The 25,948-nt window shown below is 69.2% G+C and carries 27 protein-coding genes; 10 read left to right on the top strand and 17 right to left on the bottom strand.

Translation table 11 applies throughout. The annotated features are described in order from the left end of the window. Positions 1 to 71 precede the first annotated feature (71 nt). The 4 genes from ACWEPG_RS07250 to ACWEPG_RS07235 all read right to left on the bottom strand — a co-directional run bounded on the left by ACWEPG_RS07250 (position 72) and on the right by ACWEPG_RS07235 (position 3,404). A complete protein-coding gene (locus ACWEPG_RS07250; protein ID WP_452594157.1) occupies positions 72 to 509 on the bottom strand; it encodes a hypothetical protein in 438 nt (145 codons plus the stop codon). Positions 510 to 635: 126 nt separating this feature from the next. Next, positions 636 to 1,214, bottom strand: coding sequence for an aminoacyl-tRNA hydrolase (gene pth / locus ACWEPG_RS07245; RefSeq protein ID WP_450114069.1), 579 nt, complete (start codon positions 1,212 to 1,214; stop codon positions 636 to 638). A 95-nt stretch (positions 1,215 to 1,309) separates the two neighbouring features. Continuing rightward, the gene (locus ACWEPG_RS07240; protein ID WP_452594156.1) at positions 1,310 to 1,933 is read right to left on the bottom strand and encodes a 50S ribosomal protein L25/general stress protein Ctc; all 624 of its coding nucleotides are present in this window, start codon (positions 1,931 to 1,933) and stop codon (positions 1,310 to 1,312) included. A 193-nt stretch (positions 1,934 to 2,126) separates the two neighbouring features. Further along, on the bottom strand, positions 2,127 to 3,404 hold the full coding sequence (locus ACWEPG_RS07235) for a GAF domain-containing protein (protein WP_452594155.1): 1,278 nt from the start codon (positions 3,402 to 3,404) through the stop codon (positions 2,127 to 2,129). A 154-nt stretch (positions 3,405 to 3,558) separates the two neighbouring features. Here ACWEPG_RS07235 and ACWEPG_RS07230 point away from each other — a divergent pair, with 154 nt between their 5' ends. Beyond that, a complete protein-coding gene (locus ACWEPG_RS07230) occupies positions 3,559 to 5,412 on the top strand; it encodes an NAD(P)-binding domain-containing protein (protein ID WP_452594154.1) in 1,854 nt (617 codons plus the stop codon). Positions 5,413 to 5,469: 57 nt separating this feature from the next. Here ACWEPG_RS07230 and ACWEPG_RS07225 read toward each other — a convergent pair whose 3' ends face one another. Both ACWEPG_RS07225 and ACWEPG_RS07220 read right to left on the bottom strand, forming a co-directional pair. Next, on the bottom strand, positions 5,470 to 6,546 hold the full coding sequence (locus ACWEPG_RS07225; RefSeq protein WP_450132831.1) for a CapA family protein: 1,077 nt from the start codon (positions 6,544 to 6,546) through the stop codon (positions 5,470 to 5,472). A 52-nt stretch (positions 6,547 to 6,598) separates the two neighbouring features. After that, positions 6,599 to 7,768 carry an aminotransferase class V-fold PLP-dependent enzyme gene (locus ACWEPG_RS07220; RefSeq protein WP_450132830.1) on the bottom strand — a complete coding sequence of 390 codons (1,170 nt, stop codon included), beginning with the start codon at positions 7,766 to 7,768 and terminating at the stop codon, positions 6,599 to 6,601. Positions 7,769 to 7,922: 154 nt separating this feature from the next. Here ACWEPG_RS07220 and egtA point away from each other — a divergent pair, with 154 nt between their 5' ends. Genes egtA through egtD form a run of 4 tightly spaced genes read left to right on the top strand, consistent with a single transcriptional unit; the run spans position 7,923 to position 12,190 of the window. Next, the gene (egtA, locus tag ACWEPG_RS07215; RefSeq protein WP_452594153.1) at positions 7,923 to 9,155 is read left to right on the top strand and encodes an ergothioneine biosynthesis glutamate--cysteine ligase EgtA; all 1,233 of its coding nucleotides are present in this window, start codon (positions 7,923 to 7,925) and stop codon (positions 9,153 to 9,155) included. Further along, positions 9,152 to 10,456, top strand: a complete 1,305-nt coding sequence (gene egtB, locus ACWEPG_RS07210; protein WP_452594152.1) for an ergothioneine biosynthesis protein EgtB — start codon at positions 9,152 to 9,154, stop codon at positions 10,454 to 10,456. The genes egtA and egtB overlap by 4 nt, the downstream gene beginning before the upstream one ends. Beyond that, complete coding sequence (gene egtC / locus ACWEPG_RS07205; protein ID WP_452594151.1) at positions 10,449 to 11,219, top strand: ergothioneine biosynthesis protein EgtC; 771 nt, start codon at positions 10,449 to 10,451, stop codon at positions 11,217 to 11,219. Before egtB ends, egtC begins: the two co-directional genes overlap by 8 nt. Continuing rightward, positions 11,216 to 12,190: an L-histidine N(alpha)-methyltransferase gene (egtD, locus tag ACWEPG_RS07200; protein ID WP_452594150.1), complete on the top strand. Its 975-nt coding sequence runs from the start codon at positions 11,216 to 11,218 to the stop codon at positions 12,188 to 12,190. The genes egtC and egtD overlap by 4 nt, the downstream gene beginning before the upstream one ends. 101 nt (positions 12,191 to 12,291) lie before the next feature. Here egtD and ACWEPG_RS07195 read toward each other — a convergent pair whose 3' ends face one another. Next, a complete protein-coding gene (locus tag ACWEPG_RS07195) occupies positions 12,292 to 12,432 on the bottom strand; it encodes a hypothetical protein (RefSeq protein ID WP_450114078.1) in 141 nt (46 codons plus the stop codon). 626 nt (positions 12,433 to 13,058) lie between these two features. On the opposite strand from ACWEPG_RS07195, the gene ACWEPG_RS07190 reads away from it, so the two are divergent. Both ACWEPG_RS07190 and ACWEPG_RS07185 read left to right on the top strand, forming a co-directional pair. Beyond that, entirely contained in the window at positions 13,059 to 13,595 is a 537-nt protein-coding gene (locus ACWEPG_RS07190) for an HNH endonuclease (protein ID WP_450114079.1), read from the top strand. A gap of 28 nt (positions 13,596 to 13,623) precedes the next feature. After that, the gene (locus ACWEPG_RS07185) at positions 13,624 to 13,854 is read left to right on the top strand and encodes a WhiB family transcriptional regulator (RefSeq protein WP_452594149.1); all 231 of its coding nucleotides are present in this window, start codon (positions 13,624 to 13,626) and stop codon (positions 13,852 to 13,854) included. Between the two features lie 73 nt (positions 13,855 to 13,927). Here the strand turns inward: ACWEPG_RS07185 and ACWEPG_RS07180 are convergent, their stop codons facing one another. The 9 genes from ACWEPG_RS07180 to ACWEPG_RS07140 form a co-directional block, all read right to left on the bottom strand. Continuing rightward, positions 13,928 to 14,416 carry an N-acetyltransferase family protein gene (locus tag ACWEPG_RS07180; RefSeq protein ID WP_450114161.1) on the bottom strand — a complete coding sequence of 163 codons (489 nt, stop codon included), beginning with the start codon at positions 14,414 to 14,416 and terminating at the stop codon, positions 13,928 to 13,930. Positions 14,417 to 14,436: 20 nt separating this feature from the next. Next, on the bottom strand, positions 14,437 to 15,111 hold the full coding sequence (locus ACWEPG_RS07175; protein ID WP_450114081.1) for a hypothetical protein: 675 nt from the start codon (positions 15,109 to 15,111) through the stop codon (positions 14,437 to 14,439). 193 nt (positions 15,112 to 15,304) lie between these two features. Further along, on the bottom strand, positions 15,305 to 15,937 hold the full coding sequence (locus ACWEPG_RS07170) for a DUF2461 domain-containing protein (protein WP_452594148.1): 633 nt from the start codon (positions 15,935 to 15,937) through the stop codon (positions 15,305 to 15,307). Further along, positions 15,934 to 17,235: a Wzz/FepE/Etk N-terminal domain-containing protein gene (locus tag ACWEPG_RS07165; protein ID WP_452594257.1), complete on the bottom strand. Its 1,302-nt coding sequence runs from the start codon at positions 17,233 to 17,235 to the stop codon at positions 15,934 to 15,936. The genes ACWEPG_RS07170 and ACWEPG_RS07165 overlap by 4 nt, the downstream gene beginning before the upstream one ends. Positions 17,236 to 17,258: 23 nt before the next feature. After that, positions 17,259 to 18,578 (bottom strand): hypothetical protein, encoded by a 1,320-nt coding sequence (locus tag ACWEPG_RS07160; RefSeq protein ID WP_452594147.1) that lies wholly within the window; start codon positions 18,576 to 18,578, stop codon positions 17,259 to 17,261. Then, positions 18,575 to 19,348 (bottom strand): SGNH/GDSL hydrolase family protein, encoded by a 774-nt coding sequence (locus ACWEPG_RS07155; RefSeq protein ID WP_452594146.1) that lies wholly within the window; start codon positions 19,346 to 19,348, stop codon positions 18,575 to 18,577. Before ACWEPG_RS07155 ends, ACWEPG_RS07160 begins: the two co-directional genes overlap by 4 nt. Next, positions 19,345 to 20,010, bottom strand: a complete 666-nt coding sequence (locus tag ACWEPG_RS07150; RefSeq protein WP_452594145.1) for an SGNH/GDSL hydrolase family protein — start codon at positions 20,008 to 20,010, stop codon at positions 19,345 to 19,347. Before ACWEPG_RS07150 ends, ACWEPG_RS07155 begins: the two co-directional genes overlap by 4 nt. Continuing rightward, positions 20,007 to 21,140 carry a glycosyltransferase gene (locus ACWEPG_RS07145; RefSeq protein WP_450114087.1) on the bottom strand — a complete coding sequence of 378 codons (1,134 nt, stop codon included), beginning with the start codon at positions 21,138 to 21,140 and terminating at the stop codon, positions 20,007 to 20,009. The genes ACWEPG_RS07150 and ACWEPG_RS07145 overlap by 4 nt, the downstream gene beginning before the upstream one ends. Before the next feature lie 5 nt (positions 21,141 to 21,145). Continuing rightward, positions 21,146 to 21,694 carry a colanic acid biosynthesis acetyltransferase gene (locus ACWEPG_RS07140; protein ID WP_450114088.1) on the bottom strand — a complete coding sequence of 183 codons (549 nt, stop codon included), beginning with the start codon at positions 21,692 to 21,694 and terminating at the stop codon, positions 21,146 to 21,148. A 135-nt stretch (positions 21,695 to 21,829) separates the two neighbouring features. On the opposite strand from ACWEPG_RS07140, the gene ACWEPG_RS07135 reads away from it, so the two are divergent. From ACWEPG_RS07135 to ACWEPG_RS07125, 3 genes are read left to right on the top strand one after another with little or no spacing between them, the layout of a single operon-like run. Next, entirely contained in the window at positions 21,830 to 23,089 is a 1,260-nt protein-coding gene (locus ACWEPG_RS07135; RefSeq protein ID WP_450114089.1) for a hypothetical protein, read from the top strand. A gap of 41 nt (positions 23,090 to 23,130) precedes the next feature. Next, positions 23,131 to 24,009, top strand: coding sequence for a glycosyltransferase family 2 protein (locus ACWEPG_RS07130; protein ID WP_452594144.1), 879 nt, complete (start codon positions 23,131 to 23,133; stop codon positions 24,007 to 24,009). Further along, entirely contained in the window at positions 24,006 to 25,325 is a 1,320-nt protein-coding gene (locus ACWEPG_RS07125) for a lipopolysaccharide biosynthesis protein (protein WP_450114091.1), read from the top strand. Before ACWEPG_RS07130 ends, ACWEPG_RS07125 begins: the two co-directional genes overlap by 4 nt. Here the strand turns inward: ACWEPG_RS07125 and ACWEPG_RS07120 are convergent. Then, entirely contained in the window at positions 25,322 to 25,924 is a 603-nt protein-coding gene (locus tag ACWEPG_RS07120) for a serine acetyltransferase (RefSeq protein WP_450114092.1), read from the bottom strand. The two genes, ACWEPG_RS07125 and ACWEPG_RS07120, sit on opposite strands and share 4 nt — an antisense overlap. Positions 25,925 to 25,948 lie beyond the last annotated feature (24 nt).

Below are 25,948 nucleotides of genomic sequence, written 5' to 3'. Positions count from 1 at the left end.
ACTCGGCGGGCGCAGCGGGCGAGGTGCGGTGTGGCTCGGATTCGTGCCGAGGAACGTGACGAGCCGAGCGATCACGAGATGGCGCAGGCGTCGCTGACGGGAACCTCGGCGGACCAGCGGTTGGACGCGATGTCGCGGGCCCGGACGTAGGCGTCGGTGTTTCCGTCGCAGTCGTCGAGCACCGAGGACTCGTAGCTGAATGCGCCGGCGACGAATCCGGGCAGGGTCCGGGTCGTCGTGGTGAACGTGGAGGCCGTGCCGTCGGACCGCCGGACGGCGAGGTCGACCGGGCTCTTCACGGTGAAATGGTCGCCGTTGATCCTCACCCGGGCGACGCCGTCACCCACCGGGGCACAGACGCCGTCGCCGCACACGATGGACTGCCGATAGGTGGTCAGCCAGATCGCGGGGACGTCGGGTCCCTGGTTCTGGGCGGTCGCGGCCGGTGCGACCGCGAACTGGGGCAGCGCGAGGACCGCCCCGATTGCGAGAGGCGCGAAGAGTTTCATGACGTGTCCCTTCCTCGTGGGTGGTGTCCCTGGCCTCGGGAGTTGTCCCGAGTCGTGGGGCGAAGGAACTTCATCGTCCGGCCCACCGAGGAGCGGCACACGCGTAGTCGGCTACGCGATCAGGTGTCAGTGCAGCTGGTTCTGCGCCGCCTCCAGTCCGACGCGCAGCAGCAGTTCGACGGCGTCGGCGGCCTCCTCGCGGACGAGGTCCAGTTCCTTGCGCTCCACCGACGAGAACGGCTTGAGCACGTAGTCGGCGGGGTCCATGCGGCCGGGCGGGCGTCCGATGCCGACGCGGGTGCGCAGGTAGTCCTTGGTGCCGAGGGCCTGCGAGATGGACCGCAGGCCGTTGTGGCCGCCTTCTCCGCCCCCGAGTTTCAGGCGCAGGGTGCCGAAATCGAGGTCGAGTTCGTCGTGCACGACGACGATGTTGCCGGGGTCGACGGAGAAGAAGCGGGCGAGCGCGGCGACCGGCTTACCGGACAGGTTCATGTACGACCGGGGCTTCGCGAGGATCACCTGACGGCCCGCGATGCGGACGGTGACGGCGTCGGCGCCGGACTTCTTGTGGACGCCGAAGCGGGACCGCTCCCGGTCCGCCAGGGTCTCGACGACCATGAATCCGATGTTGTGCCGGGTCTTCTCGTACTGGGGTCCGGGGTTGCCCAGCCCGACGACGAGTGCGGTGTCGTTCGGCTCGCTCAACGCTCAAGTTCCTGTCCTGATGAAACGCGACGACGCGCCGCCCGGAGTGGGCGACGCGTCGTCGACGTCAACTGATGTGTTCCGAGGTTGGGAGACTAAGCCTCCGACTCGCCCTCGGCAGCGGCCTCGGCGCCCTCCTCGCCTGCACCCTCGCCCTCGAGGGACTCGGCGGACGGGGCCTCGACGATGTTGACGAGCAGCAGCTCGGCGTCGTCCTGCAGGGCCGCACCGGCGGGCAGCTCGACGCCGCCGGCCAGGATCTGGGTGCCGGCCTCGGCGCCCTCGATGGAGATCTCGATCTGCTCGGGGATGTGCAGGGCCTCGGCCTCGAGCTTGATGGTGGTGACGTCCTGGGTGACCAGGGCGCCGGAAGCGGCCTCACCGGTGAGGACGACGGGAACCTCGACGGTGACCTTCTCGCCCTTCTTCACGACGAGCAGGTCGGCGTGCTCGATGTGGCGGCGGATCGGGTGCACGACGACCGACTTGGTCAGCGCGAGCTGCTCGGTGCCCTCGATGTCCAGGGTGACGACGGCGTTGGTGCCGTGCGCGCGCAGGATGGCGGCGAACTCACGGGCGTTCACGCTCAGGTGCTGCGGCTCGGTGCCGTGGCCGTACAGCACGGCGGGAACGTTGCCGTCGCGGCGGGCACGGCGGGCAGCACCCTTGCCGAACTCGGTGCGGACGGCGGCCTTGAGGTTGTTGACGTCGGTCGACATGGGGAATGGCTCCTACGGATCACATCAGAATTTGCTTGGGGTGCCGGCTCGACGGGGGCAGACGGACGCGCACGGCCCCGGAGCACTGCTCGAAGGAGTAGCCATGGCCGCGTCGATCACGGTGAGCCTGCGCATGCGGGTTCACCCTCGCCGAGACAACGCAGGACAGCATACCCGACGAGGGGATTCCCCGCTATCCGCCGGTGAGCGCACGGATGCCGGGACTGGTGGACTGCAGGACGAATGCGCAGTCTGCGAGGCGTTCCGCGTCCCCGAGGACCAGTCGCAACTGCACGGAGTCTGCGAGCCGGTACGGACGTCCGTCGACCACGGATCCGAGTGCGCGGCGCAGTCGGGAGATCTCCGCTCGCACCGCGACCGCGTGGTCCGGGTCGCCGTAGATGCCGGAGCTCAGTTCGGTGACGGACAGACCCCGAGGGCCGCTGTGGTGCAGCAGCAGCAGGATCTCCGCGTGACGTCGCGGCAGAGGGGCGCGCCAGGTGGACTCGGAGCCGGTCACGACCACGACCGGCGGTCCGGACAGGTCGAGTTCCATCGCGATGCGGGTGCCGGGGCCGTCCGGTCGCACCAGCCAGCCGTCGCCGATGCGTTCGGGGGTACACACGCCCAGGCCGGGGACGGTCAGGGTGCGGTCGGTCCGGGGTGCGGCGATCCGTTTGGTGGCCGCGACTCCGGAGGATTGCGCGACCCAGCCGTGCTCGTCGACGAGGAGGACCGGCCCGGACGTCGACGCCAGCAGTGGCGCGGCCACCGAACGCAGGCGTTCCAGGTTCGACTGGTGGTGCCGCCACAGTTGTGCTTCCGCCAGTCGCACGGCGGTCTCGACGAGGGCGGTGACGGCGGGGTGCAGCGTCAGCGCGGGACCGCTGACGTCGACGACACCGAGCAGTTCGCCGGTGCGAGGGTCGTGGATCGGGGCGGCGGTGCAGTACCAGGGATGCTGTGACTGCTCGAAGTGTTCCCCGGAGAACAGTTGCACCGGAGCGGCTTCCGTCAGTGCCGTGCCGATCGCGTTGGTGCCGACGGTGGTCTCGGTCCAGTCGGCGCCCTCCCGGAACCCGAGTGAGTCGGCGCGACTGCGCACCTTCGCCGAACCCGAGCGCCAGAGGATCACGCCGTCGGCGTCGGCCACGACCATGAGCATGTGCGATACCTCGGCGACCGTGGAGATCACCTGGTCCAGATCGGCGATCACCTCTGCCAACGCGGAGCGCCTACGGCGCCCTTCGATCTCGTCGAGGGGGAGTAGCGAGCGGGTGTTGGCGCCGTCCGGGACGAGTCCGGAGCCGAGAACCCGACTCCACGACCGCTGCACCACCGCGCGCGGTTGCAGCGCGGAGCGGCCCCCGCCGATCACCGCCTCGTGCATGCGGACCAGGTCACGGGCGTGCCGGGACAGGTCCGTACCCGGCTCGATCGCCCCGTAACCCGTGGCACTGAAATTGCCCACGACCTCCACTTTCGTTGCTGGTCCCGCGAGCATAGGCCGTGCTGTGGCGGGTGTCACAGCCCCCGGCCGTGTGATGCAACGCGCTGCAACGCTTGTTGCCCGGCCCGGGACGCGGTGTGCTCTGCATCACACGGCAAACGGAAGGGATTGCGCCATGACTCAGACACTCGAACCGGTCACGAGCGAAGCGACGGGGAGCGTGGTGGCGACTCGATACGGCACCGGTACCCCCCAGCAGCGGGTCGACGCCTGGCTGGCGGCGTTCGAGTCCGCGCTCGCGGCCCGCGATGTCGATGCCGCGGCCGGTCTCTTCGCCACCGACAGCTTCTGGCGTGACCTGGTCTCGTTCACGTGGAACATCACGACGGTCGAGGGCCGGGACGGCGTCACGGACATGCTCCGCGACCGCCTCGACGACACCGACCCGTCCGGTTTCCACACGATCGAGGTGCCGACCGAGGCGGACGGTGTGGTGACCGCGTGGATCGCGTTCGAGACCGCAACCGGGCGCGGCGAGGGCCACCTGCGACTCGGCGACGAGGGGGCGTGGACGCTGCTGACCACGCTTCAGGAGCTCAAGGGCCACGAGGAGGGGCTGGGCGTGCGCCGGCCGAAGGGTGCCGAGCACGGCGCCGACCGGGACCGGGTGACCTGGTCCGAGCGACGGGAGATCGAGGAACGCGAGCTCGGGTACACGACCCAGCCGTACGTGGTGATCGTCGGCGGTGGTCAGGGCGGCATCGCTCTCGGCGCCCGCATGCGTCAGCTCGGGGTGCCGACCCTGGTGCTGGACAAGCACGACCGTCCCGGCGACCAGTGGCGGGGGCGCTACAAGTCGCTGTGCCTGCACGACCCGGTCTGGTACGACCACCTTCCGTACCTGCCGTTCCCCGCCAACTGGCCGGTGTTCGCGCCGAAGGACAAGATCGGCGACTGGCTCGAGATGTACACGAAGGTGATGGAGGTGCCGTACTGGTCGAAGACCAGCTGCACGTCCGCGTCCTACGACGAGAAGCTCGGGGTGTGGACGGTCGAGGTGGAGCGGGACGGTGAGCCGATCACGTTGCGGCCCAGGCAGCTGGTGCTGGCGACCGGCATGTCCGGCAAGGCAAACGTGCCGTCCTTCCCCGGCATGGAGAAATTCACGGGCGACCAGCACCACTCCAGCGCGCATCCCGGCCCGGACGCCTACGCGGGCAAGAAGGCCGTGGTGATCGGCGCCAACAACTCCGCCCACGACATCTGCGGCGCACTGTGGGAGCACGGCGCGGATGTGACGATGGTGCAGCGGTCCTCGACGCACATCGTCAAGTCCGATTCGCTGATGGAACTCGGGCTCGGCGACCTGTACTCCGAGCGGGCCCTGGCTGCCGGAATGACCACGCACAAGGCGGATCTGACGTTCGCGTCGATGCCGTACCGGATCATGCACGAGTTCCAGATCCCGGTCTACGACGCGATCCGGCAGCGGGACAAGGACTTCTACGACCGTCTCGAGTCGGTCGGCTTCGAACACGACTGGGGGGACGACGGGTCCGGCCTGTTCATGAAGTACCTGCGCCGCGGGTCGGGCTACTACATCGACGTCGGCGCCGCCGAACTGGTCGCGAACGGCGACATCAAGCTCGCACACGGCAACGTTCGTGAACTCACCGAGACGTCCGTGATCCTCGAGGACGGGACCGAACTCGAAGCGGACGTGGTGGTCTACGCGACCGGCTACGGATCGATGAACGGCTGGGCCGCCGACCTGATGGGCCAGGAGATCGCCGACAGGGTCGGCAAGTGCTGGGGTCTCGGGTCGGACACCACCAAGGATCCGGGGCCGTGGGAGGGCGAGCAGCGCAACATGTGGAAGCCCACCCAGCAGGAGGCGCTCTGGTTCCACGGCGGCAACCTGCACCAGTCCCGGCACTACTCGCTGTACCTGGCACTCCAGCTCAAGGCCCGCTACGAGGGGATCCCGACCCCGGTCTACGGGATGCAGGAAGTCCACCACCTGAGCTGACCCGCTTCCGCGTCGAGCCCGGGGTGCGGGCGCGGACCGAAACATGCCGACGAGCCGTCACGGGGTGATCCACACCCCGTGACGGCTCGCGTCGCCCACCCCGAGCGTCTCCCTCAACCACCGAGCCTCCTCCCGGGTTGCGTGCTCGAGCCGCATGCGCCGGGCCCGCACCGGCACCATCCGCAGCTCCCGCAGTTCCCGCGTGTCCGCGGCGAAGACCGGCAGGTACAGCAGCCGCAGGTCGTCCCGGAACCGCTCGTACCCGCCGATGCCCTCATAGTCGTTGATCAGGTCACCGCAGCCGTACAGCACCGGGCGCCCGTGATGAATCTCGACCGGCCGCGGGTGGTGCGACGAGTGGCCGTACACGACGTCGACACCGCCGTCGACGAGTCGGTGCGCGAACCGAACCTGGTCGCCGGGAACGTCGTATCCCCAGTTCGATCCCCAGTGCACCGAGACCACCACGAGGTCGGTGGGGCCACGGATCGTGTCGATCCGGTCGAGCACATGGGCAGCGGTCGCGTCCGACAGGTTCGGCAGCATTGCCACCCCGGGACGCCCCGGAGCGGCCGCGGACCGGCGGGAGATTCCGCTGGACGCCGATCCCGTCGACCACACCAGCACCCGACCGGAACCAACTGGGATCGTCGCCGGCGCCCAGGCCCGGCGGTCGTCGCGGCCCGCCCCGGCGGGCCGCAGACCCGCAGACTCCAGCACGTCCACTGTCTCGAGCAGTCCGCGCCTGCCGAAGTCGAGGACGTGATTGTTCGCCAACGCGCACACGTCGATCCGCGCGATGTCGAGCACCCCGATGTTCTCCGGGTGCATCCGATAGTGAATGCCCTTGCCCGGCGCGTAGTTCCGCGACGTGGTCACCGATGTCTCGAGGTTCACGATCCGTGCGTCCGGCTCGGCGCCGTCGAGCACGGACAGCGCGACACCCCATGGGTGGTCGAATCCGACCGGGTGTGGGATCGGTCCGTTCCTCCGTTCGGCCAGTGCGACGTAGTCTCGTGCGTCCCGCACCAGTCCTTCGCGCAGCTGTGGGTTGCCCGGATGCGGCAGGATCTGATCGACACCCCGTCCGGTCATCACGTCCCCGGCGAGGAACAGTGTCACCGTGCTCGGCACACCTCAACGCTAGCGTCCGGAGCGCCGGACGGAGGGTGTGGATCGCGGCCGATCACAGTCCCGCGACCGCCGCGACCAGGCGCTCGAGGTCGTCGAAGGTGTTGAAGTAGTGCGGGGACGCGCGCAGCACGCCGTCGAGCCCTCGGCGGGTCATGTCGACGAACGTCGAACCGCGGCCGCTCACCGTGACGGTGATCTTCCTGTCCGCCAGCGCTTCTCGTGCGCTGTTGGGGTCGAGGCCGTCGACGGTGAACGAGACGATGCCGGTGCGGTGACCGCCGAGGTCGCGAACGGTGACCCCGGGCAGTGCCGCGAGCTCGGTGCGGGCGAACTCCGCTCTCGCCGACACCGCGGCCTCGACCTCGTCGACCCCGAGGTCGAGGAGGTAGCGGACCGCGGCACCGAGACCGAGGCGGCCCGCGACCGAGCATTCCCAGAACTCGAATCGGGAGGCGTCCGGCGCGAGCCGGTACCCGGATTCCTCCGCCCACTGTGCGCCGTGCAGGTCGAGGGTCGCAGGTTCCATCGTCCGGGCCAGTTCGGGGCGCAGGTAGAGGAAGCCGGTGCCGCGGGGAGCGCGCAACCACTTGCGCCCGGTGGCGGACAGGGCGTCGACGCCCAGGTCGTGGACGTCGATCGGTACCTGCCCGACCGACTGGCAGGCGTCGAGCAGCACCAGCGCGCCGACCCCGTGTGCGAGGTCGACCACCTCCCGCACGGGGTTGAGCAGGCCGCCGTTGGTCGGGGCGTGCACCAGGGAGACGATCCGCACCCGTTCGTCGAGCATCCGGTGGAGGGCGTCGAGGTCGATCTCGCCGGCAGGCGTGGACGGCACCACCTCGACGATCGCCCCGGTCGACCGGGCGCGTTGCAGCGCGGCGATGGCGTTGCTCGCGTACTCGACCTCGGTGATCAGGATCCGGTCACCGGCCGACAGGGGGACCGCGTAGAAGAAGTCGGCCCAGGCGCGGGTGGCGCTCTCGACCAGAGCCAGGTCGGTGGGCTGGGCGCCGAGAAGTTGTGCAAGCGCGACCTTGACCTCGGCCAGGTCGTCGGCGCGTTCCGCCGCCGCGAGGTAGCCGCCGATCTCGGCCTCCCGGCGCAGGTGGGCTATCACCTCGTCCAGGACCGGTGCGGGTGGCAGCGACGACCCGGCACTGTCGAGGAAGACGCGATCCACGCAGCCGGGTGTGTCGGCTCGGACACGGTCCTGATCGAGCATCGGGTCCTCCCGCGGTGGTCGACGGCTGGCGTCGACGCTACCCGCGCGTCGGCTTCCGCACGGGTGACACGGACGGCGGAACCGGTCTACCCTCGGTCACGTTCTGTGATCCGTACATGCCGCACGAGTGCCGTCCGAGGATCGGAGCACGGCGATGACCATGGCCACACACACGGGATCGGCCCGGCTCACCACCAGGGCCGCGGCGGAGGCGTACGTCGGTGGGGTCTGTTTCAAACTCGGCCCGCCCGCGCTGATCGGCGCAGAACTGGAATGGCTGACCTTCGCCCGCGACGGCGGGCGCCCGCGCCCCTCGGATTTCACGGACGCACTCGGATCACACGCCCCGACCGCGATCGACCCCACCTCGCCGGCCGACCCGCTGCCCGGCGGCAGTCGTGTCACCCTCGAGCCCGGCGGACAGATCGAACTCTCCAGTCCGCCATTGACCACGGTCGACGACCTGTGCAGGGGGCTTGGCTCGGACACCGAGCACCTCCACCGATTGCTCGCCGGCGCCGGGATCGCCACCTGCGATGCGGCCGCGGACGTCGACCGCCCGGCCGAGCGGATCCTCCCCGCACCCAGATACGCGGCGATGCAAAGGCGTTTCGACCGGATCGGTCCGTTCGGGCGGTTGATGATGTGCAACACCACCGCCACCCAGGTCAGTGTCGATGCAGGCACCGACACCGGCGAGGTCGCGGCCCGCTGGACGGCGTTGTACGCGGTCGGTCCGGCGCTGCTGGCAGCGTTCGCCTGTTCGCCCCGGCTGCGGGGCATCCCGGCCGGGACCTGGTCCTCCCAGCGGATGCGGTCGTGGCTCGAACTCGATCGCGGACGCACCGATCCGCCGCCGCTGGCCGATCCGATCGGCGATTACGCGCGTTGGGCGTTGGACGCACCACTGCTGTGCGTACGCGGGGGGTGCCACGACCGGCCGGACGACTGGTCGGTCGCAGGGGACGCGAGTTTCGCGGATTGGCTTTCCGGCGAACTCGATTCGGAGATCGGTCGGCGACCCGGCCGGGACGACCTGGACTACCACCTGACCACCCTCTTCCCGCCCGTCCGCGCCGCAGGTCATCTGGAGGTCCGGTATCTCGACGCACAGCCGGGCGGATCGTGGCGGGTTCCGATCGCGGCGATCGGCGCGCTTCTCGGCGACCCGGCGACGATCGCGGAGGCGACTGCGCTGGCAGCGGGCACCGCGGGACGCTGGCGCGACGCCGCCGAATGTGGCCTGCGGGACTACGAATTACGTGCCGCCGCAGCAGATCTGCTCGACCTCGCGGCGTCCGGATCCGCATGCTACGCCGACGACCTCGGCCTCGCCGCCCGGCGATGTCGTCGGGGCCGCACCGTCACCGAGGACACGGACCGATGAGCGAGGCGACCCGCGAGATCCTCGCGGCGCACCTGACCCGGGCGCGTGACCGCAGTCGCACGTTGACCGACTCCGTCGACGACGGCGATCTGGTCGCGCAGCACTCGCCGCTGATGTCACCACTGGTGTGGGACCTCGCGCACATCGGCAACCAGGAGGAGTTGTGGCTGGTGCGCGACGTCGGTGGACGTGAGCCGGTGCGCAACGACATCGACGATCTGTACGACGCGTTCCGGCATGCAAGATCCACGAGACCTGCTCTGCCGCTGTTGAATCCGAGTGAGGCGCGCCGATATGTGGCGCAGGTGCGGGAGAAGTCCTGGGAGGTCCTGGATCGCTCGACGCTGCGGGGCAGGCGACTCGAACAGGACGGGTTCGCGTTCGCGATGATCGCCCAGCACGAGCAGCAGCACGACGAGACGATGCTCGCCACCCACCAGTTGCGCAGCGGGCCGCCGGTGCTGACCGCCCCGGTTGCGCCGCGACGGGCCGTGGCGCTCCCGGAGGAGGTGGTGGTGCCCGGCGGCGGGTTCGAGATGGGCACCTCGACCGACCCGTGGGCGCTGGACAACGAGCGTCCCGCACACCGCGTGACGACGGCGGCCTTCGCGATCGACACCGCGCCGGTGACCAACGGCCGGTACCTGGAGTTCGTCGCGGACGGCGGATACGAGCGACCCGAGCTGTGGAGCGAGCGCGGCTGGTCGCACCGGCAGTCGGTGGGGCTGGAGGCGCCGCAGTTCTGGGAGCAGGACTCGTCCGGCACCTGGTGGCGTCGGGCGTTCGGGGTGATGACCCCGCTGAACCCGCTGCAACCGGTGGTGCACGTGTGCTTCTTCGAGGCGCAGGCGTTCGCGCGGTGGGCGGGCCGGCGCCTGCCCACCGAGGTGGAATGGGAGCGGGCCGCCCGGTGGGATCCGGCGACGCAGCGGTCACGGCGGTTTCCGTGGGGCGATTCGGAACCCACCGAGGCGAACGCGAACCTGGGGCAGCGGCACCTCGAGCCGGCCGAGGTCGGCGCCTACCCGGCCGGGGCGTCTCCGCTCGGCATCCATCAGCTGATCGGCGACGTGTGGGAGTGGACGAGTTCGGATTTTCTTCCGTACCCGGGGTTTTCGGCCTTCCCGTACCGGGAGTACTCGGAGGTGTTCTTCGGCGGCGACTACAAGGTGCTGCGCGGAGGGTCGTTCGGCACCGACCCGGTGGCGTGCCGCGGGACCTTCCGGAACTGGGATCACCCGATCCGCAGGCAGATCTTTGCCGGGTTCCGCTGCGCACGAGACGTCGCCGCGGATGTGTAGACACATCGCGTACCTGGGACCACGGCGTTCCGTCGCAGACGTTCTCGCCGCGGGGTCTCACAGCCTGGTGACGCAGTCCTGGGCGCCGACCGACATGCGCGGCGGCGGCACGATCAACGCCGATGGATTCGGTGTCGCGTGGTGGCCCGAGAGTGGCGCCGGCGCGACCGCGTATCGAAACGCGAGGCCGATCTGGTCGGACCCCGCGGTCGCCGGTGTCCTGACCCAGGTCGCGTCGTCGGGCGTGATGGGAGCCGTCAGGTCTGCGACGGAGGGTATGCCCATCGTCGCCGAGGCGTGTGCGCCGTTCACCCACGAGCGGTGGGCGTTCAGCCACAACGGCAGAATCGATGGCTGGCCGGATTCGGTTGCTGCCCTCGCCGAGTGGCTCCCCGCGGTGGAGCTGCTCAGGATGCCCGCGCTGACGGACTCGGCATTGCTGTGGACGCTGGTGCGCCGGCGACTCGCCGTGTCGGCGCCGGCCGACGCGCTGCGTGAGGTGGTCGCGGAGGTGCTGGAGGCGGCACCGCGGTCGCGGCTGAACCTGTTGCTCAGCGACGGCGTCGGGGTGTGGGCGACCGCGGTCGATCATGCGCTGTCGGTGCGGGTGGAGGAAGCGAGCGCGCTGGTGGCCTCGGAGCCGATCGACGACCACGACGGCTGGGTGACGGTGCCGGACCTGCACGCAGTGGAGGCCCGGCCCGGGCATCTGCGGATCACGGAACTGGCCACGGTGGGCACGGAAGGGGAGAAGCGGTCATGATCGAACCGACGATCGAGGTACACCTGTCGCCGGAACAGCTGGACGAGAACCTGCGAGTCGATGCCCGGATCGGGCTGACCTCGGTGCCGAAGTGGCTGCCGCCGAAATGGTTCTACGACGCCCGCGGCAGCCGGCTGTTCGAGCAGATCACCCGGCTGCCCGAGTACTACCCGACCCGGACCGAGCGGGAACTGCTGAGAGCCAGTGCCGGGCACATCGCCGAGGCGACGTCGGCCGAGATCCTGGTCGAATTGGGTTCCGGTTCGTCGGAGAAGACCCGGCTGCTGCTCGATGCCCTCGCTGCCCGTGGGACGCTGGAAAGGTACGTGCCGCAGGACGTGTCGGTGGCCGCACTGGATTCCTCGGTGCACGATCTGGCCCGGGAGTTTCCGTCGTTGACGGTGCACGGGATCGTCAGCGACTTCACCGACACCCTGCACAACCTTCCGCGCGGCGGGCGGCGGATGATCGCGTTTCTCGGTGGGACGCTGGGGAATCTGGTGCCCGACGACCGGGCGGAATTCCTGGGGTCCGTCGCCGAGGTGCTCGAGGAGGGGGAGCAGCTGCTGCTCGGTGTCGGTCTGGTGACCGATCCTTCGGTCATGGTGCCGGCGTACGACGACGCGGCCGGGGTGACTGCGGAATTCAACCTGAACGTGCTGTCGGTGCTGAACGAGCGACTGGGAGCGAACTTCGACCTGTCGAGTTTCCGGCATGTGGCCCTGTGGGATTCACGCAACGAGTGGATCGAGATGCGGGTGGAGGCGGTCGAACCGGTCAAGGTTCGGATTCCGGCGCTCGACCTTCACGTGGCCTTCGCGGAGGGGGAGCAGATGCGGACCGAGATCTCCGCGAAGTTCCGGGTCGAGGGCATCTGCAAGGAGCTCGACGCCGCGGGTTTCGGCAGCGATCGGGTGTGGACCGATTCCGGGGAGCGCTTCGCGCTCATCCTCGCCGACCGATTGGGGTGAGACGCCGAAACCGGATCCGTCAACATTGAGGGGGGCGACGACGGATCCGGTTGGGCGTGAACAGAATCAAGCTATGGCCGACGAGTCGTCGGCCGGCCGGATCAGCTGAGGGCCGCGAGTCCTGCGACGGCGCCCACGAGGCCGAGGGCCGCACCGGCGCCGACAACGACGGTGCCCAGGCCGCTAACGACCGGCTGGATCAGCTTGATGGTGGCCAGGGTGTCGGCGTCGACAGATCCCATGTTGTTACTCCTGTGTTTCGAGGGGGTAGTGACGCAGGTCTCAGCGCCGAGATATTCGTACCACAAGGTAAACAACTTCATAACAATGCGTATCAATATCTGAGAAGGCCCAGGTTGGAGGTGTTGAGCCTGGGTAACGGTTAGATCTCGTTGCTTCAGGGCAGTGTGACCTGGGAGTTCGTGTCGTCGATGCCGGTGGTCGGTCCGCGCACGGAGGGACGCGAACCGACCACCGAGCCCGCCGAAATCGAGTCCCACTCACCGAGACTCGCTGGATATCGCGAGTACGGGGTCGGGGACTTCGGGCGGCCCGGTCCTCGGTCCGGGCCGGGAATGGTGCGGGTAAATCAGATGCGACCTCCAACGGCAACGTGCCACCGTGGGCGTCCCCCACGCTGAGCGTCCTTCCGAAGAACGCCGGCGTCCCCGCCAGACCTCGGTCACGGAAAGGAACCGGCAGATGCACGCCCGTCACGGTAGTTACTCGCCACTCTTGTGGTCACACCTGATTCGGCGACAGATGTACTCCGGATTCCACTCGAATCGCTCCCGAACCACCTGACGCGCCCGAACCCGCACGGTTCCCGGCGCCGCACCCCGACCCGAGAACAGTGACGAGAGTTCCGATGCGCACCCCACCGACCACCGTCGACACCAGTACCTGGCACCGAACCCGCGTCCTCGTGCTCAACGCCACCTACCAGGCCCTGTGCGAGGTTCCCGCCGAACGCGCCGTCACGCTCCTCGCCGTCGGTGCGGCCGAATCCGTTGCCGACCACGACCCGGCCGTCCCGATCCGTTCTCAGCACACCGTGATACCACTCCCCGCGACGATCCGGCTGCTCGAGTACGTATACGTACCGCATGTCCACACCGTCACCGACCACAGTCGTGCGACCTACGCGGGCGTGTTCCGGCGCGACCGGCACAGCTGCGCCTACTGCGCCAGCCCGGCTGCCACGACCATCGACCACGTGCTACCGCGCAGTCGCGGTGGTGCCAACAGCTGGTCGAACCTCGTCGCCTGCTGCCACCCGTGCAATCAGCGCAAGGCCGACCGGACTCCCGAAGAGGCCGGGATGTCCCTGCTGTGGGAACCCAAGGTGCCCAACCACATCGACAAGGCGCAGGACCGGATCTGGCGCCGCCTGGCCGCCGTCTGAGCCACATTCGGACACGAAAGGAGCAGCCGTGACAACGGCGCTGTCCCTCGACGACCCCACCCGGTGGCGCGATGCCGCCTGCCGCGACGATCCGAACCCCGAGAGCTGGTTCCCGTACCCCGCCGACGACTTCGTGCACGCCCGCACTGTCTGCGCCGGATGTCCGATCCGATTGCAGTGTGCTCACTTCGCCGTCGCCACCGCGCAGTCCGGGGTGTGGGGCGGAACCGAGTTCGATCGCGGCAGGCCGCGGCGTTGAATTCGCGGCCTGCCGCGGCGGTGAATTCGCGGCCTGCCGCGGCGGTGAATTCGCGGCCTGCCGCGGCGGTGAACTACAGGATCATCTGCATGTAGGTCATGTCCAGCCAGCGGCCGAACTTGACCCCCACCTCGGGCATGACGCCGACCACCGTGAAGCCGAATCGCTCGTGCAGGGCGATCGAGACGGTGTTGCCGGACTCGATGCTGGCGACCATGACGTGGATCCGGCCGGCGCGGGCGCGCGAGATCAGCTCGGTCATCAGCGCGGACGCGATCCCGCGCCGGTGATGGTCCGGATGCACGTACACGGAGTTCTCGACCGTGTGCCGGTAGCCGCTCTTGGCCCGCCACACCCCGTACGAGGCGTAGCCGGCGACCCGGCCCCCCGAGATCGCGACGATCACGGGGAACGCCTGCCTGCGCCGGTCCTCGAGCCAGGCCCGGCGGTCGGCGACGTCGACGGTCTCCTCGTCCCAGATGGCGGTGGTGTTGCGGACTGCCTCGTTGTGGATCTCCAGGATGCCGGGCAGGTCCTCGTCGCGGGCGTCGCGGATCTCGATGGTCACCGTTCCATCGTGCCCTAGCGTTGGGCGCTCAGTCGCGCCTTCTCCAGCGCGCCGAGGGTGCGCATGATGGTCGCCTTCTGCTTCTCCAGGTCGCTGCGCCGCGCCCGCGCCGCCAGACCGGCCTGATCCGCCACCTGCGCCAGCTGGGCGTCGACCTGGGTCATCTGGTCCAACAGGGCCAGGGCCCGCGACTGGATCTCCTCGAGGTCCACGGCATCGGAGCGGACCGGAGCCGGCGGCGGAGTGGCCGCCGTGCGGGTGCTGCGGGCCGGGGAAGCCGAACCGCTCGCGGACGCGGAGCGGGGTGCGGCAGTGGGGGACTCGGCGACGACGGCCGCGGCGCGGGGACGCAGCGCCTTGCGGACCAGGGCCGGGTCGGGCGGCGTCGCGAGCTTGATCTGATTGAGCACCTGACGGGCGTCGCGGGCATTGACGCGCCACTCACGCTCTTCCTCGTCGTCCGACTGCAAGGTGCCACCGAGCGGACGCAGACCGTACATGCCGAGGAACCGGCGCGCGCCCTCGATGATCTCTTCCTTCTCGCGGCAGGTGCCGCACCGCGGCTCGTTGCGGTACATGTCGACCGCATCTTCGTCTCCGCACCAGACGCACGCTCCGGGAACCCAACGTCGGCCCGTCTGCATCTTCGTGGTTACGGCCGGAACATCGAGAGTCTGCGCGTCAATCACGACGCATGACAATAAAGCAGACCTTCGCGACCCTTCACACCGGCTCGGCACTGCACCTGGGGTTCTGCCTCCGGCCGTGATCAATCTCATGTTCGCTTGCGTTCCCCGTCCGGCCGTGAACAGGCAAACAGTTGTCGCGCAAGCGGTTTGCGTCACAGTGTGCGTCGGCGGCGGCATCGGCCGTCGAGGGGTTTCAGCCGAGGACGTCGGCGAACCAGTCGACGAGCGGGCGCATCGCGTCCCAGGAGGAGCGGACTTCTTTCAGCGTGCGCTTGCTGTCGATCCAGCCGGGGGAGGTGAACAGCCGCCCCGCGGTCAGCGACTTGTGCCGAAGCAACTCGATCCGCGGATGATCCGCGGTGTAGCCACGCGGCGCGGTCTTGAGCGTCTCGCCGCCGATCTCGAACCCCGCCGCTTCGAGATCTCCGGTGATCTTCTCGAGCTGCCCGCCGCGCAGGTCGGCATCGACCGCGGACCGGTAGCGCGCGACCCGCTCCGGGGTGTGGGCCCAGTGCCCACCGGCGACGAACAGGCCCCGCGCGTCGATCTGTACATAGAACCCGGCGCCCGGGCACGCCTCCACGTAGCCGCCCTGATGCGTCTTGTAGGGCGACTTGTCCTTGGCGAACCGCACATCGCGGTAGGGGCGAAAGATCTTGCCGGACCCGAACTCCGGTTCGAGCGCCTCCAGCAGGGCCAGCATCGGTGCGCGCACCGATGCGTCGTAGACCGGCTTGTGGGCGGTCCAGAAGCTCTTGCTGTTGTCCGACTCGAGATCCTCGTAGAAGTCCAGCGCGGCGACTGGGAATCCGGCGAACGCAGTCATACCTGGAGTCTATTGGGGACGCCCCGGTCCGAGTCGGTCGCGTCCGGCGGGAGAACCTCGGGAGGACCGGTCACCGGCGGCTCGCAGGTCACGATTCCGGTCAGCGGGGCATCGACCGCTCGCAGTCTATCGACGGCCGCGACCAGGTCACGGCGGGTGGTGGTGCCGGTGGCCACCACGATCAGTACGCCGTCGGCATACTCGCTCAGTACCTCCGTGGCCGGCGTCGACAGCACCGGTTCCGCATCCACCACCAGGTGCCGGTAGCGGCCGCGCAGCTGCGCGACGAGGTCACGCATGCCGGTCCCGGCCAGCAGCTCGTGCATGTCCGGCTCCGACCCGGCGGGCAACAGGTCCGGAAGGCCGGCGGCCTCGACACGAATCGACTGGTCGATCGGAGTCGAGCCGGTCAGGACGTCGGACAGTCCCGGTCCGTCGCCCGGGCCGGAGTCGGCCGTCCGGATGAGCAGGACGTCGTCGCCGTACCTGGCGAGGGCACGTCCCAGGCTCGTCGCCACGTCAGACGCCTCGCCGGCCTCTCCGGCCGCGCAGGTGATCAGCCACATCCGATCCTCGGCATGGGTGCCGGTGCGGCCGGGCACGGTGCGCAGTCGTGTCCGGAGCCGGAAGTATCCCTCGTCGTCCTCCCCGGTGGTGGGGTCTGGGGCGACAGTTCCGACAACCGGCAGGCCCGAGATCTCCGTGGCCCGGTCCGTGGTCCGGACGACCGGGTCGATGCGGCTTCGGACCCACACCGCGATGCCGCCGAGGACCAGGCCGGTGAGCAGTCCGAGCAGTGCGAACGCCCACGTCCCCGGCAGGCTCCGGTGTGGGTCGCTCGCCGTGGACACAACCGTGGTCTCGATGTGTTGAGCGTCGACTCCGGCGGGCGCTTCGAGTGCCTTGGTGTAGGACACGAACTCTCTGGCCACGGCATCGGCCCGTTGTCGTGCCTCCTCCGGCGAGTCGGCGGCCACCGCAACATCGATCACCGAGGTCCGCGGCGGGACGATCGTGGGGTTGATGTCGGCCGTGAACTCCTTTGCCGACATCGGCAACCCGAGCGCATCGACCACCCGCTGACCGACCACGTCACTGGTGAGCAATGCGACGTACGAGTTGACGCGGTCCCACACCACAGCGGATTCGTCGTAGGTGGTTGCGGTGATGGAGGCATGGGACGACACCAGTAGCTGCGTGGTCGAGACGTACCGAGTCGGGGTCAGGAGAGACACGCCAACTCCGATCCCGACGCAGGCCACGACGACCGCACCGAACAACACCCAGTGACGTCGCACCTCACCGAAAAACTTTGCCGCAGTCACGTCGCACGCATCCTTTCCTGGATCTCCGCGTCGCCGGATGCGGACACACCGCGCTCGCGCTTCGAACACACGACAAGGCCTGCCGCCGGCCGGGGCGGCCGCAGCAGCGCGGACTCCTGCAGTTCCGCTTCGGTCGTGACCCCGTACCGAATGGTCAGGACGATTGCATCGCAATCCTCCAGGACGTCGCATGCGCGAGCGCCCGAACGAATCGGTGGGACGACGAGGATCACCCACTGATGGTCTGCCCGCAGGCGGTCGATCAGGTCACCCGGCTTCGAGACCTGGAGCGGAGCGGCGGATCGTCCGGCAGCCGACCCGGCGGTGAGTGTCGGTCCCCACGGGCCCTCCGACACCGCAGTGGACACGCTGGCGTCGCCGAGCAGGACCTCGGCGACCCCGGGACGGTCGCCGCCGCCGAGACGTCGCGTCAGTTCCGGGGAGTCGAGGTCGAGATCGACGAGGAGTGCGCTGCTCCTCCGCGTGTGTGCTGCTGCGGCGAGTTCGAGAGCCGTTGCTGCGGCGCATCTTCCGTGGCCGGAGTCGGTCACGGCGATGACGCCGTGATCGGGATCGCCGAGCAGGGAAACCAATCGTCGCCATGTCAGGCGGGCGTCCGCTGGTGCGGTGTGACCCGTCGGGAGCCCGACCGTGCCCAGCACTGGCAGCCCGGTCACGCGGGACGCGGCGCGCGGGTCCCGGAGGGACGGAGCGTGGATCGACCGCAGCACGGCCGCCGACGCACCCAGGAGGGCGCCGGCCAGCAGCGCGCCGATCAGAAGGTAGGACGGCGGCGGACCCCACACAGTCACCCGGGTGGGCCGCCCGGGGGGATCGACGACGACAAGCTCGGCGCGGGGCAGGATGGATCCGGGTACCGATTCGAGGGATTTCACGGTCGCCGCGAACTCGCCGGCGAATGCCGCCGCCGCCACGTTCGCGTCGCGGGCTGTAGAGGCCGCCACGGTGACATCGATCAGCACCGTTCCCGGCCGGGTGGTCGCAGTGACGCGGCTGGCGAATCGTTCGGGGCTCGTGTCGAGTCCGAGGTTTCGCACCACGCGTGCCGCGAGGTCCGGGCCGCGGGCAAGCTCGACGTAGGACTGGGCGCGGCTCCGGGCGTAGCTGTCGCCGCCATCCTCCACATGGCTGATCTCGCCGGGTGTCCGGACGAATACGGTGAACCCGGACCGGTACACCGGAGGGAACAGCAACAGGACGATGGCGGCGACGGCAAGCGCGCCCAGAGCGCCGGCCGCCACGAACCGCCATCGCTCGCGCAGTATGCCCGCATATGCGCGCACGGTCCCGGTCACGACGACGCTCCGATACCGCCGGCCCGGAAGGCAGCAACCAGAGCATCGGCGAGTTGCTGTTCCCCCGTGACATTCGGGTGCCGCCCGTCCGGTCCGAGCAGGACCGACGTGTCCTGACCGGCCGGAAACGAGGCTGCGATCGGGTCGAGGAACACCACACCCGCGGCGGCGGGGTCGGCTTCGAGCCGCGCCATGAACTCGTCGTCGAACCCCAGGTCGTCGCCCGGGTTCATGAGGTAGCGGGGACGGAGGAAGACGAGGGTTGCGTCGGGCCAGGCGCGGCGGGCCTCGTCCAGCGCGTACGCCATTGCCTTGCCCACGTCCTCGGCAGGTGGGAAGAGGTCGTTTCGGCCGCCGTCGAGGACGACCACGTCGGGGTCGTACTCCACGGCGAGAGAAGGAATACGTTCCGGGATGGAGGTCGAGGATCCGGGCTCCCCGACCAGCGGAAACCGGTTCGCCGCACCACCGCTGATGTAGCCGGATCCGGGGATGGCCGACACGTCACACGTCCATCGCATCTGCACCGCGGCACGGCACGCGTACGACAGCTCGACGAAGTTGCTGCTCACGGTGTAGGAGTCGCCGATGAACAGGGCGGACACCGGCGCACCGCTCCGAGTGTGGGAGGTCGTGACCGAGTCGATGCCGGTCACGACCGTCTCCTTCGCGACGTCGTCCGGTGCGCCGTTCGGGGCGAGAACGATCACCGCGCCGACCACCGCGGGCAGGGCAACCGCGGCGAGCAGAAGGTCCCGTCGGCGGATCATCGGCCGACCTTCGATCGGATCCACGCCGCGATCCGGTCCGCCAGTGCGGCCTGCCCGTCGTCGGAGGGCCAGCTGAGGTCGGCCTGCATCAGATCGGTGGTGAGCAACGGCGGATTCGAAGCGTCCAGGTACGGTGCGCCGGCCGTCCGAGCGACCTCACCGACCGCATCGGACACCCTGGTCACCGCGTCCGGTGCGGGGGACTGGTACCACGGCGGACCAATGATCAACGCCCGTTCACCGCCGAGCGTGATCTTGTTGATCGCGTCGACGGCGCCGACACCGATCGACTCGGTCTCCGGGAGTCCGGCGTCCTCCAAACCCCCGAATATCACGATCACATCGGGTGCAGCGGCCCTCGCGCGGTCCACCTGATAGGTGAACGCCTGCCCGCCGGCGCCGTCGGCCACGTATCCGGTGCCGGGCAGCGCGAAATTCGACACCTCCCATCCGGTGTGTTCGGCCATCAGCGTCGGCCACACCACCCGGTTCTGGACGCCCGCCGAGTAGCTGTCGCCGACCACCGCGACCCGTAGTCTGTCCGGAACGGCCGATGCGCGGCCGTGCTCACTGACGAGCGCGGCCGTTACGAGGGCGCTGACCAGAACCAGTCCTGTCGCAGCGGCCGCCGCTGCGACGATTCTCGACCGGCGCGCCGTCACTGCCGCGCCCCGACCAGATCCGAGTATGTCGTCGACAACTGCGCCACGACACCGTCCATTCCGAATTCGGCACCCGAGATCGACCGTCCGCGCTCGCCCATTTCCCAGGCACGGCGCTGGTCCGCGAGCAGTGCGCGTACCGCGGCGGCCATCGCCTCGACGGTGGGGGCGGCGACGATGCCACACCCGGCGCGGGTGATCGTCGCGGCCAGCCCGCAGTCGTCCGACACGACGACCGGGAGTCCGACCGACATGGCTTCGAGGACACCCATCGGGTACGGCTCGCGCACGGAAGGCAGGACGAACACACTCGCCGCCGCCATCCGTGCGAGAACCTCGGTCGAGTCGAGCGGCCCCTCCCACACGACCCGGCGCTCCTCGCCGATGGCCGCGCGCACCGCGGGGCCCTCGCCCTGGTCGGGGCCGACCAGGGCGAACCGCGCCTGCACGCCCTCGTCCAGGAGCATCCGGGCCAGTCGCACGAAGGTGACCGGACCCTTGCGGGGGTGCAGGCGCGCCGCGAACAGCACCTCAGGGGTGGCCGTGTCGGGTGCGCGCTGCCGGGCGGTGTGGCCGTGCGGACAGGACGGAACGCCGTTGTGGAGGTGGGTGAGCCTCAGCCCATCGCCCCCCACCGCGACGAGCTGGTCCCGTTCGTCGGGTGTGAGGTAGAAGACCGCGCTGGCGTCCCGGAGGAGCTTGCGCGTCCACATCGAGTCCAGCGGCCGGGCGAGCGGATGGTCGCTCGGCTCGACCATGCCGTGCGTCTGCAGCGTGTAGGGGACCCGATGTCTCCGCGCCGCCGCGGCGATCGGGAGGACGACGAGATCGCGCCCGAAGTGGATGTGGATGACGTCGAATTCGGCACGGTGCCTGCGGAACCAACCGTAAAGACCGGGCGCAACGAGGCCGGCGAATCCGGTTCCGGGCACGATCGTCCGGGATCGGAAGAGCCGCACCGGTACGCCGGCCACCTCGGACGGAACCGTTCGGTAGCCACGCGTCGCAGCCGCGACGAGTGCCTCCGTGCCGGACCGTCGCAATCCCGCTGTCTGGTTGAGGGCGACCTTGGCCGGTCCGCCGTATGCGCCGTCGGGACTTACCAGGGTGACCACCTGCAGGATGCGCATGGCACTCAGCCCGGTGCGACGCTCGATTGCGGCGGCCGGACCAGGCTGTCCGGTGGAACGTCCGTCGACACCACCGCGGTCGCCCCGACCACCGAATTGGCGCCCACCGTCACTCCGCGCAGAACCACCGACCGAGCGCACAGCCACGCACCGTCCTCGATCACGATCGGCGCGTTGTCGTACTCGAACACCGGTGACCGCCGGTCGTGACTTCCGGTGCACAGATAGGCGTGCGGAGAGATGCACACGTTCGAACCGATCACGATCCGATCGACGTCGTACAGGTCCACGCCGGTCCCGATCCACGAGTCGTTGCCGATCGAAAGTTTCCACGGCCATTGCACATTCACCCGGTGTTTGATCAAGACCCCGGTTCCGACGTGCGCGCCGAACGCGCGCAGCAGGATGCACCGCGTTCGATTCGGGCACCACACCTGGGTGAACAGCAGGGTCGAGGCCGCGACCCAGAGCACCTGCGAGAGGGGCCCTCGGCCCTTGTCGTAGGAACGTCCGCGCAGGGCAGCCAACGATCTCGTCGATCGCGCCTCGGTCATGCGCACCTCCCCGCCGCCGAGCAGCCGGTTCAGCAATCCACGGTACGAGATCCGGCCCCGGGTGTGTCAAGGAACGCTATCGTGTGAGGTCAGCCCCGCTCGGATCGCCCGTGACGCCGTGAAGGGGATGAGGCGATGGGTTACACCGGACACAAGACCCAGGCGGAACTGCCGCAGTCCCGCCGAACGAGCGCAGCGCAGGTGTCGGTGTTCGCGTTGGGCGCGACTTCGGCTGTGCCGATCGCGAACTTCACCGTAACGGGGCTGTCATTGATCTGCCTCGCGCTGGTGCCGGCGTTCCTGCTCATGACCCACCGCGGCGCCGACCTGGTGCCGCTGGTGTTGGCCGCGCTCGGGTGGCTCTCGTTCATCGCATCGGGCATCGTCAACCACGTCAGCCTACTGTGGCCGAATTCCATTGCACCCGCAGCTTTCTCGCTGTATTTGATTGGCCTGGCCGTGATCACCGGTCGCGCGGTGGACGCGATCGCCGGTGCGTTGGCCGGGATCGCCACGGGAACGGTGATCTTCTTCCTGGTCCGGGGCATCGAACTGACCCGGACCGGGAGCTTCCTCGACATGTGGAAGTACGGTATCGCCCAAGCCGTGACGATTCTGCTCTTGTTCGGAATCATCAAGTCCCGCAGAACGTCACGTCTGATCATTCCGGTCGTACTCGTTGTCCTCGGTTTGTGCAGTCTCGCGTTGAACTTCCGCGCCCATGCTCTGGTGTGTCTGCTCTCCGGAGCCATCCTCGGTACGCGGGCGATCCTGGGCTCCAGGGTCTCGCGCGGCTGGCAGTTCGCGGGGATCGCAGTCTTCGGGTTCGTCTTTGCATACGCGATGCCGTTCGCCGGCCGCCTCGGCTGGTTCGGTCCGGCACTGCAGCACAAGACCACCGAGCAACAGGCCACGGGGTTGCACCTACTCCTCGCGGGCCGAACCGAGTCGCCGATGCTGCTCACCGCCATCCTGGATCGACCGGTCTTGGGGTGGGGCAGCGCGCAGAGGCTCACTTCGGACGTGTACACCGCAGCCGAGCACCTGGCGGTCCGGATGGGGTTCTCGCCGACCTTTCCCTTCGACGAGTACTGGCGTCTACCGCCGCAGGAGTACTCGGCTCTGCATTCGGTCGTGCTCGGTTCCTGGGCCGAGGGCGGCATCCTCGCCGTCCTGCTCCCCGTGTGGTTGCTCGTCGCGTGCCTCGCGCTGGTGTGGAACTGCGAGCGCTACGGGCGATGGATGCCTCTCGTGGTCGTCGTCTCGGTACAGGGTGTCTGGGACCTGATCTACGAGCCGTGGAACTACAACAGCCTCCCGGTGTATGCGTGCATCGCCCTGTTCTTCCTGGCCGGGCACTTCTCCGGTCGCTCGCTCAGCCACCCTCCGCCATGACCCGGCCGCCGGATGGGCCGTGGTCACCGCAGGTCAGTGTCGTGATCCCGACGGTGGGCCGCGCGACGCTCGGACGCGCGGTGCGGTCGGTGCTGGACCAGACCTATCCCGTCGCCGAGATTCTCGTCGTCGCCGATGTGGCGGTGCCACTGCCGTTGCCGCCGCTGTATGACGGGCGGATCATCGAAGTGCGGACGCGGCCGGGTTCCGGATCGGGAGCGCACCGGCAACGCGGCATCGACAGGGCGACGGGTTCGGTGATCGCACTGCTGGACGACGACGACGAGTGGCGCCCGGACAAACTGCGGCGGCAGCTGGACGCCGTCGCACATCGCGCCGACGGTCTCTGGGTTGCGTCGTCCCGTGCGGTTGTCGAGGGGGCGGGCAAGTGCAGGATCTGGCCGCGCCACCCGATTCGAAGCCACCAGTCTGTCGCCGAATACCTCTTCCGCCGAAGCGATCTGACATCCGGCGGTGCCATGATCACGACATCGACACTGTGCTTTCCCGTTGACCTCGCACGCAAGGTGCGGTGGGACGATGCCGGGGATCCACCGCACGACGAGCCGAGCTGGCTTCTCCGTGTGCGGGCGGCGCTGCCGGACGTGCCCATCGAACAACTGCCCCAGCCGCTGTGTACCTATCACTCGGGTGGTGAATCCCTCTCGCGCAGCGCGCGTGACCGCACCGACGAGTACGTGGACTGGGGGCGGCGCCACCTGCGCGATCAGCCTCCGCGAATCCGCGGCGACTACCTGTGCACGAGTCCGGTCAGTGCAGCCGTCTCGGCCCGATCGCTCGCCGGTCTGCAGCGTGCCGTCGTAGCCGCGTTTCGCGATGGTCGACCGGGGCCGTGGGCGCTCGCGTATGCAGGTCTCAACGCCGTCCGGATCGTGCTGCTCAAGGCGCGTCGCGCATGACGGTTGCGTCCGGGCACCTCGCACCCGCGGAGCATCGTGCCCTCGTTCGGGGCACTCTGTACCGGATTCTGGGCACGCCCGTGGTCGCGGTCCTGGGTCTGGCGAACACGGCGGTCGTCATCCGGCATACCGGCGAGGCGGTGTACGGGTTGGTGTCGCTCGTGGCCACGGTCACCCTCCTGTTCCCGTTCGCAGATCTGGGGATCGGTGCGGTGGTGCTGAGCGCGAGCGCACGACTGAGCGGCTCGGGCCGAGATCCCGCAGCCGACGTCATCCGCCGCGCATACCGCGTGCTGTTCTCAGTCGCGGCCGGGTTGGCTGTTCTCGCGTGCGTCGTGATGGCGATTGACGGGTGGGGTGCTCTCGTCGGCATGACGACCGGCCCTGACGATCGATGGGCGATCACCTGTGCTGCAGTGCTTTTCGCGTTGACGATTCCAGCGGGTCTCGGGGTGCGAATTCTGATCGGGATGGACCGGAACCAGCTGGCCACCCTGCTCATGATGAGCAACGCCGCGTTCACCCTGTGTGTGACGGTGGCGCTGTCCGCTTCGGGAGTCCAGGGCATCTGGTATGCGCTGTCGCCGCTCGCGGGCGTACTGATCGGGCACCTGCTCGGTACCGTGGCGGCGCTGCGGATGTCCGGTCTGGGCTGGTCCGCGTTCGCGCGCATCCGGGGGACCGGGACCCGGTTGCTCGAGGGCAGCCTGTGGCTGTTCCTCGTCGGGGTCGGGCTTCCGGTGGGACTGCAGACCGGACGGATCCTGCTCTCCCACCTGTCGACGGCGGACGAACTGTCGAGGTATGCGCTGGTTGCGCAGATGTACGGCGCCTGCTGGGCGGTGCTCTCGACAGCGGGGATGGCGTACTGGCCGGTGTTCGTCAAGCGGCGCGGCGCCAGGGGGGAGACGGTGCGGATGTGGTGGCGCGTGACCGCCGCCTTCGGTGCTGCCGCGGTCGTTGCTGCCGCCGGTCTCGCGGCGGTGGGTCCGTGGACGGCTTCGATCCTCTCGGGCGGGAGCATCGTCGTGACGACCGGCCTGGCATTGTCGTTCGGTGCTCTGCTTCTGGTGCAGGCATTGCACCTGCCCGCGAGTGTCCTGCTGACCCGGCCTCGGGAGGCGCGGTGGCAGGCGTGCTGCGTCGCGGCCATGGCCGCAATCAGCCTCGCCGTGGGCGGTGCGTTGGCCGGGCCCTGGGGTGCCGTCGGAGTGGTGTGCGCCGCGGCGCTCGGCGTCGGTGCGGCACAGGTTGTTCCGGATCTGCTGTGGGTGCCCACGCTGGTACGCCGGCGGCCCGCCGATCCACAGATCTAGGTCTGTCCGTCGCGGGGTAGTCGTTGCGCCAGCGGCGCCACGACCGTGTCCCCGGCCGCGACGTCGTGGACGACCGTGGCGTTCGCACCCACGGTGGCGCCGTCGTGCAGGATGACGGGACCCACCACCACGGCACCGGCGCCCACCCGGACCCGGTCCCCGATCGTCGGACGGCCCCGGGCATTGTGGCCGATCGTGACCTGCTGATTGATCCAGCAATGGCTACCGATCGATTCCGCGGTGACGATCGTCGCCACACCGTGTTGGATGAACAGCGCGGGGCCGATTCGGCCTGCGTCGAGGGTCAGTGTGCGCTCCGGACGGTACAGCCTGCGCAGTACCGCTCGGGCGCCCGCAGGGGCCGCGCGGAGCCGAAAATGGACGAGGCTGCGAAACTCCCCGAGAGCGCCGGCCAGATAGGCGAATCGTGAGTATTCGTCGAGCTCGGTGAGACCGGCGTCGTCGATGCACTCGATCCACCAGGCGACGTCCGCGCGCACCAACTCGGCGGCGCCGGCGCGCCCGATCGACCACCACAGCGGGGCGGCCCAGACGCGTGCCAGCCGGAGCAGGAACATCCGCCGCCCGCCAGAGCTCATCGCCCGATTCTAGGGTGGCGCGCG

Source organism: Rhodococcus sp. NPDC004095 (genome assembly GCF_053604015.1).
The sequence above is the reverse complement of the archived record's forward strand: the minus strand, read 5'-3'. Positions and strand labels throughout refer to the sequence as shown.

Excerpts from the sequence above, each read along its gene's own strand:
- ACWEPG_RS07250 (WP_452594157.1), bottom strand. The coding sequence starts at position 509 with ATGAAACTCTTCGCGCCTCTCGCAATCGGGGCGGTCCTCGCGCTGCCC.
- ACWEPG_RS07240 (WP_452594156.1), bottom strand. The coding sequence starts at position 1,933 with ATGTCGACCGACGTCAACAACCTCAAGGCCGCCGTCCGCACCGAGTTC.
- ACWEPG_RS07230 (WP_452594154.1), top strand. The coding sequence starts at position 3,559 with ATGACTCAGACACTCGAACCGGTCACGAGCGAAGCGACGGGGAGCGTG.
- ACWEPG_RS07220 (WP_450132830.1), bottom strand. The coding sequence starts at position 7,768 with ATGCTCGATCAGGACCGTGTCCGAGCCGACACACCCGGCTGCGTGGAT.
- egtA (WP_452594153.1), top strand. The coding sequence starts at position 7,923 with ATGACCATGGCCACACACACGGGATCGGCCCGGCTCACCACCAGGGCC.
- egtB (WP_452594152.1), top strand. The coding sequence starts at position 9,152 with ATGAGCGAGGCGACCCGCGAGATCCTCGCGGCGCACCTGACCCGGGCG.
- egtC (WP_452594151.1), top strand. The coding sequence starts at position 10,449 with ATGTGTAGACACATCGCGTACCTGGGACCACGGCGTTCCGTCGCAGAC.
- egtD (WP_452594150.1), top strand. The coding sequence starts at position 11,216 with ATGATCGAACCGACGATCGAGGTACACCTGTCGCCGGAACAGCTGGAC.
- ACWEPG_RS07195 (WP_450114078.1), bottom strand. The coding sequence starts at position 12,432 with ATGGGATCTGTCGACGCCGACACCCTGGCCACCATCAAGCTGATCCAG.
- ACWEPG_RS07190 (WP_450114079.1), top strand. The coding sequence starts at position 13,059 with ATGCGCACCCCACCGACCACCGTCGACACCAGTACCTGGCACCGAACC.
- ACWEPG_RS07170 (WP_452594148.1), bottom strand. The coding sequence starts at position 15,937 with ATGACTGCGTTCGCCGGATTCCCAGTCGCCGCGCTGGACTTCTACGAG.
- ACWEPG_RS07155 (WP_452594146.1), bottom strand. The coding sequence starts at position 19,348 with ATGATCCGCCGACGGGACCTTCTGCTCGCCGCGGTTGCCCTGCCCGCG.
- ACWEPG_RS07145 (WP_450114087.1), bottom strand. The coding sequence starts at position 21,140 with ATGCGCATCCTGCAGGTGGTCACCCTGGTAAGTCCCGACGGCGCATAC.
- ACWEPG_RS07140 (WP_450114088.1), bottom strand. The coding sequence starts at position 21,694 with ATGACCGAGGCGCGATCGACGAGATCGTTGGCTGCCCTGCGCGGACGT.
- ACWEPG_RS07135 (WP_450114089.1), top strand. The coding sequence starts at position 21,830 with ATGGGTTACACCGGACACAAGACCCAGGCGGAACTGCCGCAGTCCCGC.
- ACWEPG_RS07125 (WP_450114091.1), top strand. The coding sequence starts at position 24,006 with ATGACGGTTGCGTCCGGGCACCTCGCACCCGCGGAGCATCGTGCCCTC.
- ACWEPG_RS07120 (WP_450114092.1), bottom strand. The coding sequence starts at position 25,924 with ATGAGCTCTGGCGGGCGGCGGATGTTCCTGCTCCGGCTGGCACGCGTC.